This is a genomic window from Rhizobium sp. NFR07, from assembly GCF_900111905.1.
Lineage (GTDB): Bacteria > Pseudomonadota > Alphaproteobacteria > Rhizobiales > Rhizobiaceae > Neorhizobium.
In genome coordinates, this window is record NZ_FOKM01000016.1 from 1 (window position 1) to 16,865 (window position 16,865).

The following is a 16,865-nucleotide window of genomic DNA, read 5'->3' on the forward strand; positions in this document are numbered from 1 at the left end:
TCTTCGAAACATGGATCGAAACGCAACTTGCGCCGACACTGTCGCCTGGTGACGTCGTCATCCTCGACAATGTCGGCTTCCATAAAAGCGAAAGAGCCGAACAACTCGTCAAGCAGAAGGGAGCGTGGATTCTATTCCTGCCACCCTATTCGCCAGATTTGAACCCCATCGAGATGGCGTTCTCAAAGCTCAAGGCGTTGCTGCGAAAACGAGCCGCACGCAGCTTCGATGCGATAACCCAAGCGCTTGGTGATATCATCAGCCTCTTCTCAGTCGCTGAATGCCGAAATTTCTTCAAAGCAGCAGGTTATGAGGCGGAATAAATGCGACACGCTTTAGAGCTTGTCTACAGCGGCCTTGCGGCCGGAACCGCTCAGGTCGGCGTATTCTGGATGCGGTTGGCGTTCGGCCGGCGCAGATTGAACAGATTGCCGGCGAGAATCAGTCCCGCTCCGACAGCCGTCAACCCATCGATCGCCTCGGCGTAAAGCAGGTAGCCGATCAGGGCGGAGGCCGGCACGCGCAGATAATCCATCGGCATCACCACGGTCGCCTCGGCATAGGAGAGCGCCTTTGCCATGCAGTAATGGGCAAATGTGCCGGTGAAGGCGATGACGAAGATCCATGGCCACAGGCCGGCGGACGGCCAGACCCACACGCGTAATGCGGGGATAAGCCCGATGATCGACTGGATGATCAGCATCCAGAAGATGATCTTGGTGGCGCTGTCGGTGCGCGTCAACGCCTTGGTCATGATGAAGGAGATGGCGAAGACGAAGGCGGCGCCCAGCACGATCAGATGACCCGGATTGAGCGGCGCAGCACCTGGACGGACGATCAGCACGACCCCGACCAGCCCGAAGGAGATCGCAACACCCTTCCTCCAGGTCAGCCTCTCGCCCAGGAAGGCGGCCGCCATGATCGCGGCCCAGATCGGCGCGGTGAATTCGATGGCGATGACCTGGGCAAGCGGAATGAGCGTCAGGCCCATCAGCCAGGCGAACTGGCCGATATAGTGGGCGACGTTGCGGCCTATATGGCTGGGCAAGATGCCGGTGCGCATCGCCTTAAACCCGCCTTCCCTGAAGACGAGCGGCATAAGCATGAAGAAGGCGATGACGGAGCGCATCTCCATCACCTGAAACACATCGATCTCGCGGGTGATGGCACGTCCGGAGACTGCCATGAGCAGAAGGAGGGCTATGGACGCCATCATCCACGCCGCCGCCCTCGTCGTCGACGGAGTTTTTTCCATGAAATGCCATCTCCTCGCCACCGATCATAGGCGAAGAACACACTCCCAATGGATCATTCACCTGACGAGAACGCCTATAGGACGGATGCGCTGCGGTCCAGCGATGAGGGACGGCATTCCGCCTGAAAAGCATTTCTTCGGCCCCGCCCCGCTTTTCAGGTCGAGAAACCACCTCGATTGCGCTCGTTGAATGGCAAAGGCGTATCTACCGGCCTAGAGCTTCGGCTCTTCCGTCAGAAGCGTGCCGATGAAATCGAACAGGCCGTGCCGTCGGTCGCGGCGGACCCGCTCGGCGTTGACGATGCAGTTGACGTTGCGGAAGGCCTCATCGAGATCGTCGTTGACGATCACATAGTCATATTCGCGCCAGTGCTCGATCTCGGAGCGGGAGTTCAGGAGGCGGGTGCGGATCACTTCTTCGGAGTCCTCGGCCCGGCGATGCAGGCGGGACTGAAGCTCGGTCATGGTCGGCGGCAGGACGAAGATCGAGACGATGTCGGCCTTCATCTTCTCCTGCAGCTGTAGGGCGCCCTGCCAGTCGATGTCGAACAGCATGTCGCGGCCATCGGCCATGGCAGCCTCAACCGGATCGCGTGGCGTGCCGTAGAAATTGCCGTGAACTTCCGCCCATTCCAGCAGCTCGCCGCTGTCGCGCATGCGCTCGAACTGCGGGATGGTGATGAAGTGATAGTGCTTGCCGGCGATCTCGCTCGGTCGCTTCGCGCGGGTGGTGACGCTGATCGAAATCTCCAGATTGGCATCCGTGTCGAGAAGATTGCGGGCGATCGTCGACTTACCGGCGCCGGAAGGAGACGAGAGCACCAGCATGAGCCCGCGACGGGCAATGCTGCTTTGCGTCTTGGCGGGCTGGGTCGACGGTGCCGGGCTCATCTTCTACTCCAGATTCTGGACCTGTTCGCGGAACTGGTCGATCACGACTTTCAGCTCTATGCCCGCTGCCGTTACAGCAGAGGCGTTGGATTTGGAACAGATTGTATTCGATTCCCGGTTAAATTCCTGTGCAAGGAAATCGAGCTTGCGTCCGACGGGGCCGCCCTTGTCAAGAAGTTCGCCGACGGCCGAGACATGGGCCTTCAATCGGTCTATCTCTTCGCGCAGATCAGCGCGGGTGGCCAGCAGCGCCGCCTCCGAATAAAGCCGTTCGCGGTCGAAGCCGGACTTCTCCTGCAGCAGCTGATCGAGCTGAACGGAAAGCTTGCGGGCAATCTCTTCCGGCGTGCGCGATGGATCAGCCTCGATCACCCGCGTCAGTTCGGCAATGCGCGTGACATGCGCGTTGAGCGCGGATTTGAGCGCGGCCCCTTCGGTCTCGCGCATGCGCTGAAGGTTGGCCAGTGCAGCATCCAGCCCGGCGAGGATAGCGGAATCGCGGGCAGCGACCGCCGCTTCGTCGTCCTCCTGCTCGCGGATATCCACCAGTCCGCGGATGGACAGGAGCGTGTCGAGCCTGAGCGGCGCCGGATCGATGGCATCACCGAGCTGGGCGCGCAGCGCCAGAACGGCATCCAGCGCATCGCGGTTGACGACCGCTTCCATCTTCGTCTCGTCCTGGGCGATGGAGAGGGAGGCCTGGACATTGCCACGCGACAGGCGTTCGCCCGCCAGCCGCCGGACATCCGCCTCCAGTCGCTCCAGCCCCTGAGGCAGGCGCAAACGGACATCCAGACCCTTGCCGTTGACCGAGCGAAGTTCCCAGACGAAGCGGCTCCTCCCGCTGACCCCTTCGCTGCGCGCAAAACCGGTCATCGACTGCAATGTCATTCAAATCACTCCAAATGCGGGCCACCGCTCATCACGGCGGTGGCAATCGCGTCAGTTGCCGGTCGGCTTCTCGGCATCCTCGCCGTCCGGCTGGCCATCGACCACCTCGTTCGACTGGTTGCCCGCGGCAGCGCCGGTGGCACGTTCGGCTTCGATCCTGCGCCAGCGGCGGACATTGGCGTTGTGCTCTTCGAGCGTCGGCGCGAAGACGTGACCGCCGGTGCCGTCCGCAACGAAATAGAGGTCCTTCGTCCGCCATGGATTGGCGACGGCTTCAAGTGCTGCGCGGCCCGGATTGGAGATCGGCGTCGGCGGCAGGCCCTTGATGCGATAGGTATTGTAGGGCGTTTCCTTCTGCAGGTCGGACCTGTAGATCGGCCGGTCGGACGGCTTACCCTCGCCGCCGAAAATGCCGTAGACGATCGTCGGGTCGGACTGCAGGCGCATGCCCTTTTCCAGCCGGTTGAAGAAGACGGAGGCAACATGGGCGCGCTCGTCGTCCTTGCCGGTCTCCTTCTCGACGATCGAGGCGAGCACGACGAACTCCTCCTTCGTCTTGATCGGCAGGTCGGGATCGCGGCGTTCCCAGATCTGGTCGACCAGCTTCTGCTGGGCGGCATGCATCTGCGACAGGATTTCGCCCCGGTTGGTGCCGCGGGAAAACTTGTAGGTGTCCGGGCGCAGCGTGCCTTCGGCCGGCAGATCGGCCGGCAGTTCGCCTTCAAGGATCGTGTCCTCGGCAAGACGCAGTGTCATCTGTCGAACAGTGAGACCTTCCGGCATGGAGATCGAATAGAGGATGGACCTGCCCGACTCGAGTACGTCGGCCACCTCCTTCATCGAGGCGTGGGCCTTGATCTCGTATTCGCCGGCCTTGAGGCTTCGGCGGCCGTTTGAGGAGCCGGCATATCCCAAGTGGACGGCGGTGACATAGCGGAAGATGCGGCCATCCTCGACGATGCCGTTGCGCTCCAGGCTGTTGGCGATCTCGGCGATACCTGATCCTTCGCGCACGACGAAGTTCGTATTGGCATCGAGCGGACCGGGCTTCTGGTAGGTCGACAGCGCATAGTAGAAAACGGCTGCGCCAACGAGCGCGACCATCACCACCATTGTCATCAGGAAGTTGAGGAAAATGACGACCTGGCTGCGCGCCTTCTTGGAGCGGCGCGGCGGATCGGGAACGCGCTCGGGCTTCAGAGCTTCATTCGGCGATTTCGGGATGATGGGACCGCGACCATTGCCGTTACCGGCATTGCCCTGGGTACCACCCGAAGGAACCTCACCGACATGATTGGAATTGCTCACCCGCACCCCCGTTCGAATATTAGAGCGCCGTGCGGCAGAAACCGACGCACAAAGCACGCGCTATCCATTAGCACCCGCGCATCCCGTCTAACAGAATCGTTTTGCGATTCATGCCGATGCGCCGGCAATCGTGATCTGCTGTTTGGCCAAGCAATAAGGCAAAATACAGGTCCGGAAAATCACATCGGCCGGAACGGGTGTCCGGCCGATGAATGGAGGCTCAACTGCTTAGGCGTCGTAACGCTTCAGCACCAGAGATGCATTGGTACCCCCAAAGCCGAAGGAGTTCGACAGGGCGACATTGACGTCGCGCTTGCGCGCCGTGTGCGGCACGAGGTCGATCGCGGTTTCGACATCGGGATTGTCGAGGTTGAGCGTCGGCGGAACGATATTGTCGCGGATCGCCAGCGTCGCGAAGATCGCCTCGACGGCGCCGGCGGCGCCGAGAAGGTGGCCGATCGCCGACTTGGTCGACGACATGGAGATCTTCGAGGCGGCATTGCCGACCAGGCGCTCGACGGCGCCGAGCTCGATCGTGTCGGCCATGGTCGAAGTGCCGTGGGCATTGATGTAGTCGATATCGGAGGGCGACAGACCGGCGCGCTTCAGCGCCATGGTCATGCAGCGCTGGGCGCCCTCGCCGTCTTCCGACGGTGCGGTGATGTGGAAGGCATCGCCAGAGAGACCGTAACCGACGACTTCGGCATAGATCTTGGCGCCACGCGCCTTGGCGTGTTCCAGCTCTTCGAGAACGACGATGCCGGCGCCCTCACCCATGACGAAACCGTCTCGGTCGCGGTCATAGGGGCGCGAGGCTTTTTCCGGATTGTCGTTGTGCTGGGTCGACAGCGCCTTGCAGGCGGCAAAGCCGGCGAGGCCAATACGGCAGACCGGCGATTCGGCGCCGCCGGCAACCATCACGTCGGCATCGCCGAACATGATCAGCCGGGCCGCGTCGCCGATTGCGTGGGCACCGGTGGAACAAGCCGTAACGACGGCATGGTTCGGGCCGCGAAGCTTGTGCTTGATCGAGACCTGTCCGGAAACGAGATTGATCAGGCGGCCGGGAATGAAGAAGGGAGAGATGCGGCGCGGGCCCTTGTCGCGCAGCGTGTAGCCCGCTTCGACAATACCTTCGAGACCGCCGATGCCGGAGCCGATCAGGACGCCGGTCATGATCTGGTCTTCATCCGTCACAGGATGCCATCCGGCATCCGCCAGCGCCATGTCGGCAGCGGCAACGCCATAGAGGATGTAGGGGTCGATCTTGCGCTGTTCCTTCGGCTCCATCCACTGATCGGCATTGAACGTGCCGTCAGTGCCGTCGCCGACCGGGATGCGGCAGGCAATCTTCGCCGCCAGATCCTCGACCTCGAACTCGGTGACCAGTCTCGCGCCGTTATGCCCTGCGAGCAGCCGCTGCCAGGTGATTTCCGTTCCGCATCCGAGCGGTGATACCATGCCGGTACCGGTGATAACGACACGCCTCATCGCCAAGCGCTCCACCCCGTCTTTTCATGTTCTCGCGCATCGCGCCCGAAACCCGTTATCGGCTTTCGGACATTTCACGAAGCGGCGAATCTCAAATTGCAGAGCACGATGCCTCCAGGTTGGAGAGCGACCCTGCAGGTGCTGAAACGGCCCGAACTAGCGGGCCGTCGTGAGGGATCGATACCGTCAGATGCCGGCAAGCGTCCCGAATATGTCGTCGATTAGGCCTGGGCCTTTTCGATGAACTTGACAGCGTCGCCGACGGTCAGGATCGAGTCAGCAGCGTCGTCCGGGATTTCAACGCCGAACTCTTCTTCGAACGCCATGACCAGTTCGACGGTGTCGAGCGAGTCCGCACCCAGATCGTCGATGAAGCTTGCGCCTTCGACAACCTTGTCGGCATCGACGCCGAGATGGTCAATGACAATTTTCTTAACGCGTTCTGCGATATCGCTCATGTCGGTTTCCTCGACCTTTATCTTTTCCGGATGTCATCGATGACATCCACATCCTGTTAAACCTGCAACTGCACCTTTCGGGCGCCGATGCCGGCAGACCCCACCACCCTTCTTCCGGTTCCGCACGCCTTGCTCACGCAATGTGACTACCTGAATTTCAGGGTGACTTTTTTCACAGTCATGGCCCGCTTAACACGGTTTGACTGTTACGCAAAGCCAGAATTTGTTCCCTCCCACAGCCGAGAACCCTTGTTCTCCACTGGTTTTAGAACAAAGCCTGACAATCAGATCATTGCCATGCCGCCGTTGACGTGAAGCGTCTGTCCGGTGACATAGCCTGCCTCGTCGGAAGCGAGATAGAGAACGGCTGCCGCGATATCCGAACCAGCGCCCATGCGCTTCATCGGGATTGCGCCCATGATCGCTTCCTTCTGCTTCTCGTTCAGCTTGCCGGTCATGGCGCTGTCGATGAAACCGGGGGCAACGCAGTTGACGGTAACGTTGCGGGTGGCGATTTCCTGGGCGAGCGACTTCGAAAAACCGATCATGCCGGCCTTGGATGCGCAGTAGTTGGTCTGGCCCGGGTTACCGGTGACGCCGACGATCGAGGTGATGTTGATGATACGGCCCTGGCGGCGGCGCATCATCGGATGGGTCAGCTCGCGGGTCAGGCGGAAGACCGCCGTCAGGTTGACTTCAAGGACCGCATCCCAGTCCTCGTCGCTCATGCGCACGAACAGGCCATCCTTGGTGATGCCCGCATTGTTGACGAGAATATCGACGCCGCCGAGTTCGGCTTCGGCCTTTTCGCCGAGCGCCTTGACTTCGGCGCGGTCGGAAAGGTTGGCCGGGAAGATGTGGACGCGGTCACCGAGTTCGGCGGCAAGCGCCTCAAGCTTTTCGACGCGGGTGCCGTGCAGGCCGACGATGGCGCCCTGCTTGTGCAGCAGCCGGGCGATCTCTTCGCCGAGACCACCGGTTGCGCCGGTGACGAGAGCCTTGCGGCCGGTCAGATCAAACATGTCAGTTCCTTTCTCTCCATGCGGGATACGCCAAAACGGGCGCGATATCCCCATGCGAAAATTCAAAAGTCAAAAGCCGTCGCCTTACATCTGCAAGACGACGCTCGTTATCCTCAGCCCATAATGGCGGCGATCGCCGCATCGATATCGGCCGGTGTATTGACGGCTACGCCGGACATATTCTTGTCGATGCGGCGGGCAAGACCCGTCAGCACCTTCCCGGAGCCGATTTCGTAAAGCGTGGTGATACCATTGGCGCCGAACCACTCGACAGTCTCTCGCCAGCGCACCTGGCCGGTCACCTGAGTGACGAGCAGCTGGGCGATCTCCTCGGCATCGGAAACCGGCGCGGCACGGACATTGGCGATAACCGGCAAGACCGGGTTCTTCTTCTCGACCTTGGCGAGCGCGTGACGCATGGCGTCGGCGGCCGGCGCCATCAGGTCGGAATGGAAGGGGGCGGAGACCGGCAGCATGATGGCGCGCTTGGCGCCCTTCTCGGTGGCGAGCGCTGCAGCCTTCTCGACAGCCCCCTTGGAGCCGGAGATGACGAGCTGGCCGCCGCCATTGTCGTTGGCGATCTGGCAAACACCCTCCGCCTTGGCCTCAGCGCAGATGGCTTCGACATCGCCGTGTTCGAGGCCAATGATCGCGGCCATGGCGCCCTGCCCGACCGGCACGGCAGACTGCATGGCGTCACCACGTATGCGCAGAAGCTTTGCCGTGTCTGACAGAGAGAAGGTGCCGGCTGCACAGAGAGCGGAATACTCGCCGAGCGAATGACCGGCGACATAGGCGACCTTGTCGGCAAGGTTCAGACCGCGCGCTTCGAGCACGCGCATGGTGGCGATCGAGACGGCCATCAGCGCCGGCTGGGCATTGGCGGTCAGCGTGAGGGTTTCTTCCGGACCACTCCACATGATGTCGGAGAGCTTCTGGCCAAGCGCCTCGTCGACTTCCTCGAAAACCGCGCGGGCTTCAGGGTAGGCGTCAGCGAGGTCCTTACCCATGCCGACGGCCTGGCTGCCCTGGCCGGGAAACGTGAATGCGATGCTCGTCGAAGCGCTCATGGGCCAATTCCTTCCCTGGTGGAACCTTGCGGGGCTTGTCTTTCGCCCTCCATTCACATTCCGGCCCGGAGAGTCAAGGGAGAGAGGGATTTCGGCACCATACCGCACCCCACTCTTCCAGTGCTAATCAGCCGATGAGGTTTATCAGTTCGCTGACGCACAGGACGACGAACAGCAGCGCCGCTGCGCCGAGCAGCCCGTTCGACAGCCAGCCGTTGCGCCACTCCTTCGGCACGCGAGAAGAGTTGAGCAGCCAGATCAGCGTGATCGCAAGGAACGGCATGAAGAAGGCACCGAGTGCGCCGTAGATGATGACCAGCGTGAATGGGCGGCCGAACCACAGCAATGCCATTGGCGGGATCGTCAGCCAGAACAGGTAGAACTTGAAGGCTGGCGTGTTTTCGAGCCCCTGGCGCGAACCGCTCGTCTCGCCACGCACGCTGCGGACGAAATCGGCAAACAGCAGCGACACACCATGCCAGACGCCGAGGATCGACGAGATCGTCGTGGCGAAGAAGCCGACGAGGAAGGCAGTCGAGACGAAGCGGCCGAAACGCTGCTCCAGAACCTCGTCGAGATCCAGCAGGCCGCGATCACCGGTCGAGAGCGCGATCTGCGCCGTATAGAGAAGTTCGGCACCGACGATCAGCATGGCGACGACGAAAATGCCGGTCATGATATAGGCGACGCGATTGTCGAGGCGCATGACGCCCATCCAGGCAGGCGTGCGCCAGCCCTTGGCGTTCACCCAGTAACCATAGGAGGCCATGGTGATCGTGCCGCCGACGCCGCCGATCAGGCCGAGCGTATAGACGGCGGAACCTTCCGGAATGCTCGGCACGAGGCCGGCCACCGCATTGCCGACATTCGGCACGACGAGGATGGCGATGCCGACGACGATGATGAACATGATGGCGATGAAGATCTTCATCACGTTCTCGAAGACTTCATAGCGGTTGAACGCCACGAAGGCGGCACAGACCAGACCCGACATCATGGCCCATGCCCAGAGCGGCAGGAAGGGGAAGAGAGCCGCAAGCGGCAATGCCGTCGCGCTCATGGCGGTTGCGCCATACACGAAACCCCAAATCATGATGTAGATGCCGAAATACCAGCTCGTCCATTTGCCGAGCGATTTCCAGCCATCCAGCATGGTAGAGCCGGTGGCGAGGTGATAACGGGCGGAGCCTTCGGCGAGCGCAATCTTGACGATGCAGCCAATGACCGCGGCCCAGAGCAGTGCATAACCGAAACGGGAGCCGGCAATCAGCGTCGCGACAAGGTCACCTGCACCGACGCCGGTGACGGCCACGACGATGCCCGGCCCGATCAGCTTCCAGCGGCCGGTCTTCGGCGGATCGCCTGCATCGGGAAAGCCACGTTCGTCATATTGCACTGCATTATCGGCCATGAAGGCTCCTCCGCAAATTTATTCTCCACTTTCGCCGTATCGAGGCGCAAAGCTCACCACGCAAGGTTGAATTAGAATTTTTTCAACGTTTTCGAGGCCCGAAACATAAATTTTTCGCGAGCTGACAATATTTCACCTGTAATAAAGTCTTGCGTTGCAGCAAATCCCGCATAAAGTTCCGGCCTCCAAATGACGGGACTTTTCATATGAAATTCAACAAGCTCGGCCGGACGGACATTTCCGTTTCGGAAATCTGCCTTGGAACCATGACCTGGGGCTCACAGAACTCGGAAACCGAGGCCCACGCGCAGATGGATTATGCCGTCGAGCAGGGCGTCAACTTCTTCGACACCGCCGAGCTGTACCCGACCACGCCGGTCACGCCCGAGACCTACGGTCACACGGAAGACTATATCGGCAACTGGCTGAAGAAGCGCGCCAAGCGCGACGATATCGTGCTCGCGACCAAGATCGCCGGCTCCGGCCGACCGCATATCCGCGACGGCCGCCCGATCACGCCCGAGACGATCCGCGAGGCGGTTGATGCCAGCCTCAAGCGTTTGCAGACCGACTATATCGATCTCTATCAGATCCACTGGCCGAACCGCGGCCACTATCACTTTCGCAATTCCTGGACCTTCGACGCCACCACGCAGAGCCGCTGGACTTCCATCACGGACATCGCCGAAAAGCTCGAGACGCTGGGCGAGCTGGTGAAAGCCGGCAAGATCCGCGCGATCGGCCTGTCCAACGAGACCGCCTGGGGCACGATGCAATATGCGAAGATTGCCGATGAAAAGGGCCTGCCGCGTATCGCCTCGATCCAGAACGAATACAGCCTTCTCTACCGCACCTTCGATCTCGACCTCGCCGAAGTCGTCCATCATGAGCAGGTCGGCCTGCTCGCCTATTCGCCGCTCGCCGCCGGACTTCTCTCCGGCAAGTATCTCGACGGCGCCCGGCCGGAAGGCTCGCGCGGCACGATCAACAAGGATCTCGGAGGCCGCCTTCAGCCGCTGCAGGAGCCGGCGGTGAAGGCCTATCTCGACGTGGCGAAGAAACACGGCCTCGACATGAGCCAGATGGCGCTGGCCTTCTGCCTCACCCGCCCCTTCATGACATCTGTCATCATCGGCGCAACGACGATGGAACAGCTGAAGGCCGATATCGGCTCTGCCGATGTGGCCATGTCGGATGCCGCCATGAGCGATATAGCAGAGGTCTATCGGCAATATCCGATGCCGATCTGACCCCTTTGGCCGCAATCGTGATGCCCCCGGAATGCGGCATCACGAGCAAACAATCATCTTCGCTCGCACCATCTTTTCTTCCTTCAGAAAGACCGTTCCCAGAACGGATGTGGTAATCATCTCGTCCTTCTGGCACAGACACACTTGCCATTCCCTCAGAAATCCGTATAAGCGCGCTGTTCGAAACACCCGGTCTTCTGGCTGGTGGCTGAACGGAGGGCAGGTCTGCAACGGGTAACCGGCGCTGATCGCAGGAACCACAAGCGTTCCGGCCTCCCGTGTCTCCGCTCTCGACCGTCTCGAAACAACAGCTTTTCTTGCCGGCCTTTGGAGGCCATCAGGAGCAGTCGTTGAGGCTTAGCCGCCGAAACCCGGGTGAACAAAACAACCGCAAGAAAAGGCAAAGCTTACATGGCTCTCTACGAACACGTATTCCTTGCCCGGCAGGATATGTCCGCTCAGCAGGTTGATGCCCTCGTCGAACAGTACAAGGGTGTCCTCGAAGCTAACGGCGGCAAGGTCGGGCGCGTTGAAAACTGGGGCCTCAAGTCCCTGACGTACCGCATCAAGAAGAACCGCAAGGCTCACTACGCCCTGATGGACATCGACGCACCGGCTGCTGCCGTGCACGAGATGGAACGCCAGATGCGCATCAACGAAGACGTTCTTCGCTACATGACGATCGCCGTCGAGAAGCACGAAGAAGGCGCGTCTGCCATGATGCAGAAGCGTGACCGCGACGACCGTCCGCGTGACGATCGTGGCCCGCGCCGCGAATTTGGTGACCGTCCGCCGCGTCGCGATTTCGGCGACCGTCCTCCGCGTGACGGCGGCTTCGAGCGCGCACCGCGCCCGTCCGCTCCGCGCGAATCGTAATCTGGGCCTCAAGGAGAAAACACAATGGCTGACGTATCCTCGTCCCCGGCACGCCGTCCTTTCCACCGCCGTCGCAAGACCTGCCCCTTCTCGGGCGCAAACGCACCGCGGATCGACTACAAGGACGTTCGTCTCCTGCAGCGCTACATTTCCGAGCGCGGCAAGATCGTTCCTTCGCGTATCACCGCAGTTTCCCAGAAGAAGCAGCGCGAACTGGCCCAGGCCATCAAGCGCGCCCGCTTCCTCGGCCTGCTGCCCTACGTCGTATCGTAATTGATACCCGGACCCGCTGATTAAGAGTCAGCGGGTCTACTCCCTTCCGCGTTGGGCGCGGATCGGAAAACTCAAGCCGCAGATACTTTCGCCCGAGCTTCGCTCGAACGGGACCTGCGGACGCAAACCCCATGTTGGGGATGAAGTGCCTGGCAAGATGATTCAGGCCTCTCCCCTAACTGCTTGATTTGGCAGGACAGCGAGACCGTGACGAACAAGACTTCAACAGTGCTGCCCACCGGCGTTCTTGCCGGCGTCGTCGCCACCCTCCTCGTGATGGGTGCCAGCGCGCAGTCTTCGTTCGCGCCCGTTCTTTACGCCGCCTCCGCTCTTCCCATTCTCGTCGCCGGCCTCGGCTGGGGCAACCGCGCCGCGATCACGGGCATTGCGACCGCCGCCATTCTTGGCGCGGTCCTCGTTTCGCCGATCTTCGCCGTGACCATGGCTGTCTTCACGCTCATCCCGGCCGGCTGGTTGTCGCATCTCGCCAACCTGGCGCGCCCGGCATCCGAACTCGGTGGCCCGGACGACCTGATCGCCTGGTATCCGCTGTCGGACATCCTCCTGCATCTCTGCGGCCTCGTCACGCTCGCCGTCATCGCGCTCGGCGTGGCGATCGGCTACGGCCCGGAACTGACCGGCCAGATGGTCGATGCGATGACGGCCGCCTTCAGGGCGCAGGAGCCGGCCTTCGCACCGGACGCTGCAAGCCTTGCCCAGACCAAGGCCATGATGGTGCTGATGCTGCCGATGGTGCAGGCCGGCATCTGGGTCCTGATGCTGTTTGCAGCCTTCTACTTTGCCGTTCGCATCGTTTCGCGCACCGGCCGTGCGCTTCGCCCCCGCGAGGACATGCCGTCGGCGCTACGCATGAACCGCCATGCGATCTTCATTTTTCTTGCCGGCATACTGCTCACCTTCCTGGGCGGCGTTCCGGCCATGGTCGGCGCGACGATCTGCGGAGCGTTCGGCGCAGGCTTCCTGATGGCTGGCTTTGCCGCCATTCATTTTCGCACACAGGGCAAGGACTGGCGGCTGCCGGCTCTCGTCCTGGTTTATCTTTCGTCCATGCTCCTCCTTCCGGCGCTCGCCATTCTCCTGCTCGGTCTTATCGACACACGGCGGACGATCGCGCTGACGCCGGTGAAGGCCGGGACGGATCAGAAAAATCCAACCAATACAGAAACTTGAAGACTAGAAAGGAACTCAACCATGCAAGTCATTCTGCTTGAACGCGTGCCGAAGCTCGGCCAGATGGGCGAAGTCGTGAAGGTTCGCGACGGTTATGCCCGTAACTTCCTGCTGCCGCAGGGCAAGGCGCTTCGCGCCAACGACGCCAACAAGAAGCGTTTCGACTCTGAGCGCGCAACGCTCGAAGCCCGCAACCTCGAGCGCAAGGGCGAAGCTGAAACCGTCGCCGAAGCACTCGCCGGCAAGTCCTTCATCGTCGTCCGTTCGGCCGGCGAAACCGGCCAGCTCTACGGTTCGGTCGCTGCCCGTGACATCGTCGATATTCTGGCTGCCGAAGGCTTCAACATCGGCCGCAACCAGGTCGACCTGAACACCCCGATCAAGGCGATCGGCCTGCACCCGGTCACCCTGCACCTGCACGCCGAAGTCGAGATCGAAGTCGAACTCAACGTTGCCCGTTCGGCCGAAGAAGCCGAGCGCCAGGCCAAGGGCGAAAGCCTCACCTCGGCTGACGCCATCTACGGCGTCGACGAAGACGCACTTCGTCCGGAAGACTTCTTCGATCCGGATGCAGACCGCGACGGCGACGAAGAATAATCCACACCCGCGAGGGTCGGATAATGACGCCCGGTCTCATGGAGGCCGGGCGTTTTTTTGTCTCTTTTTCACGCTATGATTCCGCTCGGGCCGGGCGAGTCGCACAAGCTGCACAGTCAACCGGATTTGTCGCTTCATTGCGTTTTTTGTTTTGCGTAAATGACAGCCGCTGTGGATAGCTGTGGGAATCACCGGGCGACAAAAAGCGCGGTTTCAGGGACGGCCACTTATCTCTAGAACCAGCATCTTGAATTGACGGACAGGACGGATCTGAAGACCATGAACGAAGCCGCGCGCAATATCACGTCGCTCAGCAACAAGTCTGCGGAGCCGCACTACCGCGAGGCGCCGAACAATATCGAGGCCGAACAGGCGCTGCTCGGCGCGATGCTGGTCAACAATGATGCCTATTACCGTGTTTCCGACTTCCTGAAGCCGCAGCATCTCTACGAACCTCTGCATCGCAAAATCTACGAAGTCGCCGGCGACATCATCCGCATGGGCAAGACGGCGAACCCGATCACGCTGAAAACCTTCCTCCAGGCCGACGACAAGGTGGGCGACCTGACGGTGGCGCAGTATCTGGCGCGCCTCGCCGCGGATGCCGTTTCGATCATCAACGCGGAAGACTACGGCCGCGCGATCTACGACCTTGCGCTGCGCCGCGCGCTGATCACCATCGGCGAGGACGTCGTTAACATCGCCTATGACGCGCCGCTCGACATGCCGCCGCAAAGCCAGATCGAGGATACCGAGCGCCGCCTGTTCGAACTGGCCGAGACCGGTCGCTATGACGGCGGCTTCCAGTCGTTCAACGACGCCGTGGCGATCGCCATCGACATGGCGGGACAGGCTTTCGAGCGTGACGGCCAGCTTTCGGGCATTTCCACCGGCATCATGTCGCTCGACGGCAAGATGGGCGGGTTGCAGCGCTCCGACTTGATCGTGCTTGCCGGACGCCCGGGTATGGGCAAGACCTCGCTTGCCACCAATATCGCCTACAATATCGCGGCGGCCTACGAACCGGACGTCAATCCGGACGGTTCGTTCAAGGCCAAGAACGGCGGCGTCGTCGGCTTCTACTCGCTCGAAATGTCGTCCGAACAGCTCGCCACCCGTATCATCTCCGAGCAGACGGAAGTCTCCTCGTCCAAGATCCGCCGCGGTGACATTACCGAGGCCGATTTCGAAAAGCTCGTCGCCTGCTCCCAGATGATGCAGAAGGTTCCGCTGTTCATCGACCAGACCGGTGGTATCTCGATCGCCCAGCTGTCGGCCCGTGCCCGTCGCCTCAAGCGCCAGCGCGGCCTCGACTGCCTCGTGGTGGACTATATCCAGCTGATGACCGGTTCCGGCAAATCCGGCGAAAACCGCGTGCAGGAAATCACCCAGATCACCACGGGCCTGAAAGCGCTCGGCAAGGAACTGAACGTGCCGATCATCGCGCTATCGCAGCTCTCCCGTGGCGTCGAAAGCCGCGAAGACAAGCGCCCGCAGCTCTCCGACCTTCGCGAATCCGGCTCTATCGAACAGGATGCCGACGTGGTGCTCTTCGTGTTCCGTGAGGAATACTACGTGAAGAACATGGAGCCGCGGGACCTGGCCGACCCCAAATACCCGGAATGGGAACAGCATATGGAACGCGTCAAGGGCACGGCGGACGTCATCATCGCCAAGCAGCGTCACGGACCAACCGGAACCGTGAAGCTCGCCTTCCAGTCGGAATTCACCCGTTTCGCTGATCTCGCCGAACCGAGCTTCACGCAATACGAGGAACCCTGACCATACACGACCAGGGATACCGTCGCGCAAGACAGTATCCGTGGTCGTTCGATATCGGCACCGGATCGTTTTGGCCGCTCGCCCGTACGCGCTATGCGGGGCGCCCCGGGACCATGCTGCAGAAGGTCAGTTCCATATCCTTCGCGAGAAAATCGGGAAAGCGCTCGAGAACCGCCCTGGTATAGGGCTTCCCGAAATGCGCGTCGAGATCCGCTCGCGACGTCCAGTTTTCGTAGAGTATCCAGAGGCAGCCGTCGTCGTTGTCCCTATGCAGGTGGTATTCGATGCAACCTTCCTCGTTTCGGGTGGGCTCGATGAGTCCGGCAAGAGCCTCCCCAAGCGCTTCGGCGCATTCCGGCCTGGCAGTAAGCCTTGCAATGAGCGTCAGTTGTCCCGTCATGTCCCAGCTCCCCTCCCGTTCAGGCGGCTTTCTCCGGATAGACCACTTCCCAACCGGATTGTGATCCGGTGGCAAGCTTCCAGAAGATATCGGCGACGTTGTGTGCCTCTTCCGATTGCGGCGCGACCAGTGTGGCCACGGTGGCGATGGCGATCCGGATGTTGCGTTCGGCAAGCGGTGCCGCAAGTGCCTGGACGACGTTGCGGAGTGCCGCCTTGCCGACGCCAAGGCTGACATAGTCCGCATGCGGTTCGATCGCGAGCCCGCCGCCGGTCAAAAGTATCGTTCCGCCCCTGCCCTCGAACCTGGCCACTGCGGCGCGAATGGCGTGCAACGCGCCCGCGACATTGACCGAGAGATCGGAAACGACATCGACGTCACTCATGCTGAAGAGATCCTGCTGGCGGACGACCGCCGCATTGTAGTGGATCGCTGTCAGGCCACCGGTGATCCGGTCGGCCTCCTCGATTGCCTGTCTCAGCTGGTTCGGCCCGGTGGCGTCCGTGTTGAGAGCGAAAGCCGTGATGCCCCTCGCCCGTAACAGGGCGGTGAGTGCTTCAAGTCGCTCGGCGTTGCGGGCGGTCAGCACCACCGTCCAGCCTTCGCGACCGAATTTTTCGGCGACCGCCTGGCCTATGCCAGGGCCGGCGCCGATGATCATGATGGATTTCGACATGGACGTTCCTCCGGGAACGGACG

Annotated in this window: 18 protein-coding genes; 7 read left to right on the forward strand and 11 right to left on the reverse strand. The window is 61.3% G+C overall.

Going from position 1 to position 16,865, the window contains the following annotated elements:
• Nucleotides 1-323: transposase (locus BM216_RS26445; protein WP_143102869.1), on the forward strand; the 323-nt coding region annotated here is incomplete at its 5' end.
• A gap of 50 nt (nt 324-373) precedes the next feature.
• Here BM216_RS26445 and BM216_RS26450 read toward each other — a convergent pair.
• From BM216_RS26450 to BM216_RS26490, 9 genes are all read right to left on the reverse strand, one after another.
• On the reverse strand, nt 374-1,255 hold the full coding sequence (locus BM216_RS26450) for a DMT family transporter (RefSeq protein WP_177230924.1): 882 nt from the start codon (nt 1,253-1,255) through the stop codon (nt 374-376).
• 213 nt (nt 1,256-1,468) lie between these two features.
• Entirely contained in the window at nt 1,469-2,146 is a 678-nt protein-coding gene (gmk, locus tag BM216_RS26455) for a guanylate kinase (RefSeq protein WP_093002244.1), read from the reverse strand.
• A 3-nt stretch (nt 2,147-2,149) separates the two neighbouring features.
• Nucleotides 2,150-3,037, reverse strand: a complete 888-nt coding sequence (locus tag BM216_RS26460) for a YicC/YloC family endoribonuclease (RefSeq protein WP_093002246.1) — start codon at nt 3,035-3,037, stop codon at nt 2,150-2,152.
• A 51-nt stretch (nt 3,038-3,088) separates the two neighbouring features.
• Nucleotides 3,089-4,264 (reverse strand): endolytic transglycosylase MltG, encoded by a 1,176-nt coding sequence (gene mltG, locus BM216_RS26465; RefSeq protein ID WP_244530350.1) that lies wholly within the window; start codon nt 4,262-4,264, stop codon nt 3,089-3,091.
• A gap of 309 nt (nt 4,265-4,573) precedes the next feature.
• Nucleotides 4,574-5,836, reverse strand: coding sequence for a beta-ketoacyl-ACP synthase II (fabF, locus tag BM216_RS26470; RefSeq protein ID WP_093002250.1), 1,263 nt, complete (start codon nt 5,834-5,836; stop codon nt 4,574-4,576).
• 221 nt (nt 5,837-6,057) lie between these two features.
• The gene (locus tag BM216_RS26475; protein WP_003502080.1) at nt 6,058-6,294 is read right to left on the reverse strand and encodes an acyl carrier protein; all 237 of its coding nucleotides are present in this window, start codon (nt 6,292-6,294) and stop codon (nt 6,058-6,060) included.
• A 284-nt stretch (nt 6,295-6,578) separates the two neighbouring features.
• Entirely contained in the window at nt 6,579-7,316 is a 738-nt protein-coding gene (fabG, locus tag BM216_RS26480) for a 3-oxoacyl-[acyl-carrier-protein] reductase (RefSeq protein ID WP_093002252.1), read from the reverse strand.
• A gap of 113 nt (nt 7,317-7,429) precedes the next feature.
• Nucleotides 7,430-8,386, reverse strand: coding sequence for an ACP S-malonyltransferase (gene fabD / locus BM216_RS26485; RefSeq protein ID WP_093002254.1), 957 nt, complete (start codon nt 8,384-8,386; stop codon nt 7,430-7,432).
• 127 nt (nt 8,387-8,513) lie between these two features.
• A complete protein-coding gene (locus BM216_RS26490) occupies nt 8,514-9,797 on the reverse strand; it encodes an Nramp family divalent metal transporter (protein WP_093002256.1) in 1,284 nt (427 codons plus the stop codon).
• A gap of 206 nt (nt 9,798-10,003) precedes the next feature.
• Between BM216_RS26490 and BM216_RS26495 the strand changes: the two genes are divergently transcribed.
• From BM216_RS26495 to BM216_RS26520, 6 genes are all read left to right on the forward strand, one after another.
• Complete coding sequence (locus BM216_RS26495; protein ID WP_093002258.1) at nt 10,004-11,047, forward strand: aldo/keto reductase; 1,044 nt, start codon at nt 10,004-10,006, stop codon at nt 11,045-11,047.
• 411 nt (nt 11,048-11,458) lie between these two features.
• On the forward strand, nt 11,459-11,923 hold the full coding sequence (gene rpsF, locus BM216_RS26500; protein WP_093002260.1) for a 30S ribosomal protein S6: 465 nt from the start codon (nt 11,459-11,461) through the stop codon (nt 11,921-11,923).
• A gap of 24 nt (nt 11,924-11,947) precedes the next feature.
• The gene (gene rpsR / locus BM216_RS26505; protein WP_093002262.1) at nt 11,948-12,196 is read left to right on the forward strand and encodes a 30S ribosomal protein S18; all 249 of its coding nucleotides are present in this window, start codon (nt 11,948-11,950) and stop codon (nt 12,194-12,196) included.
• 276 nt (nt 12,197-12,472) lie between these two features.
• Nucleotides 12,473-13,387, forward strand: coding sequence for a DUF2232 domain-containing protein (locus BM216_RS26510; RefSeq protein ID WP_093002476.1), 915 nt, complete (start codon nt 12,473-12,475; stop codon nt 13,385-13,387).
• 21 nt (nt 13,388-13,408) lie between these two features.
• Nucleotides 13,409-13,984: a 50S ribosomal protein L9 gene (gene rplI, locus BM216_RS26515; protein WP_093002264.1), complete on the forward strand. Its 576-nt coding sequence runs from the start codon at nt 13,409-13,411 to the stop codon at nt 13,982-13,984.
• Between the two features lie 279 nt (nt 13,985-14,263).
• Nucleotides 14,264-15,766 (forward strand): replicative DNA helicase, encoded by a 1,503-nt coding sequence (locus BM216_RS26520; protein WP_093002266.1) that lies wholly within the window; start codon nt 14,264-14,266, stop codon nt 15,764-15,766.
• Between the two features lie 91 nt (nt 15,767-15,857).
• Here the strand turns inward: BM216_RS26520 and BM216_RS26525 are convergent, their stop codons facing one another.
• Nucleotides 15,858-16,166: a putative quinol monooxygenase gene (locus BM216_RS26525; RefSeq protein ID WP_093002268.1), complete on the reverse strand. Its 309-nt coding sequence runs from the start codon at nt 16,164-16,166 to the stop codon at nt 15,858-15,860.
• A 19-nt stretch (nt 16,167-16,185) separates the two neighbouring features.
• Nucleotides 16,186-16,842, reverse strand: a complete 657-nt coding sequence (locus BM216_RS26530) for an SDR family NAD(P)-dependent oxidoreductase (protein ID WP_093002270.1) — start codon at nt 16,840-16,842, stop codon at nt 16,186-16,188.
• Between the last annotated feature and the right edge of the window lie 23 nt (nt 16,843-16,865).

What these genes read in the sequence shown, in the direction of transcription:
- rpsR (WP_093002262.1), top strand. Translation starts at nt 11,948, where the DNA reads ATGGCTGACGTATCCTCGTCCCCGGCACGCCGTCCTTTCCACCGCCGT.
- BM216_RS26450 (WP_177230924.1), bottom strand. Translation starts at nt 1,255, where the DNA reads ATGGAAAAAACTCCGTCGACGACGAGGGCGGCGGCGTGGATGATGGCG.
- BM216_RS26530 (WP_093002270.1), bottom strand. Translation starts at nt 16,842, where the DNA reads ATGTCGAAATCCATCATGATCATCGGCGCCGGCCCTGGCATAGGCCAG.
- BM216_RS26520 (WP_093002266.1), top strand. Translation starts at nt 14,264, where the DNA reads ATGAACGAAGCCGCGCGCAATATCACGTCGCTCAGCAACAAGTCTGCG.
- BM216_RS26490 (WP_093002256.1), bottom strand. Translation starts at nt 9,797, where the DNA reads ATGGCCGATAATGCAGTGCAATATGACGAACGTGGCTTTCCCGATGCA.
- fabF (WP_093002250.1), bottom strand. Translation starts at nt 5,836, where the DNA reads ATGAGGCGTGTCGTTATCACCGGTACCGGCATGGTATCACCGCTCGGA.
- fabD (WP_093002254.1), bottom strand. Translation starts at nt 8,386, where the DNA reads ATGAGCGCTTCGACGAGCATCGCATTCACGTTTCCCGGCCAGGGCAGC.
- gmk (WP_093002244.1), bottom strand. Translation starts at nt 2,146, where the DNA reads ATGAGCCCGGCACCGTCGACCCAGCCCGCCAAGACGCAAAGCAGCATT.
- BM216_RS26525 (WP_093002268.1), bottom strand. Translation starts at nt 16,166, where the DNA reads ATGACGGGACAACTGACGCTCATTGCAAGGCTTACTGCCAGGCCGGAA.
- rpsF (WP_093002260.1), top strand. Translation starts at nt 11,459, where the DNA reads ATGGCTCTCTACGAACACGTATTCCTTGCCCGGCAGGATATGTCCGCT.
- BM216_RS26460 (WP_093002246.1), bottom strand. Translation starts at nt 3,037, where the DNA reads ATGACATTGCAGTCGATGACCGGTTTTGCGCGCAGCGAAGGGGTCAGC.
- fabG (WP_093002252.1), bottom strand. Translation starts at nt 7,316, where the DNA reads ATGTTTGATCTGACCGGCCGCAAGGCTCTCGTCACCGGCGCAACCGGT.
- BM216_RS26510 (WP_093002476.1), top strand. Translation starts at nt 12,473, where the DNA reads ATGGGTGCCAGCGCGCAGTCTTCGTTCGCGCCCGTTCTTTACGCCGCC.
- rplI (WP_093002264.1), top strand. Translation starts at nt 13,409, where the DNA reads ATGCAAGTCATTCTGCTTGAACGCGTGCCGAAGCTCGGCCAGATGGGC.
- BM216_RS26475 (WP_003502080.1), bottom strand. Translation starts at nt 6,294, where the DNA reads ATGAGCGATATCGCAGAACGCGTTAAGAAAATTGTCATTGACCATCTC.
- BM216_RS26495 (WP_093002258.1), top strand. Translation starts at nt 10,004, where the DNA reads ATGAAATTCAACAAGCTCGGCCGGACGGACATTTCCGTTTCGGAAATC.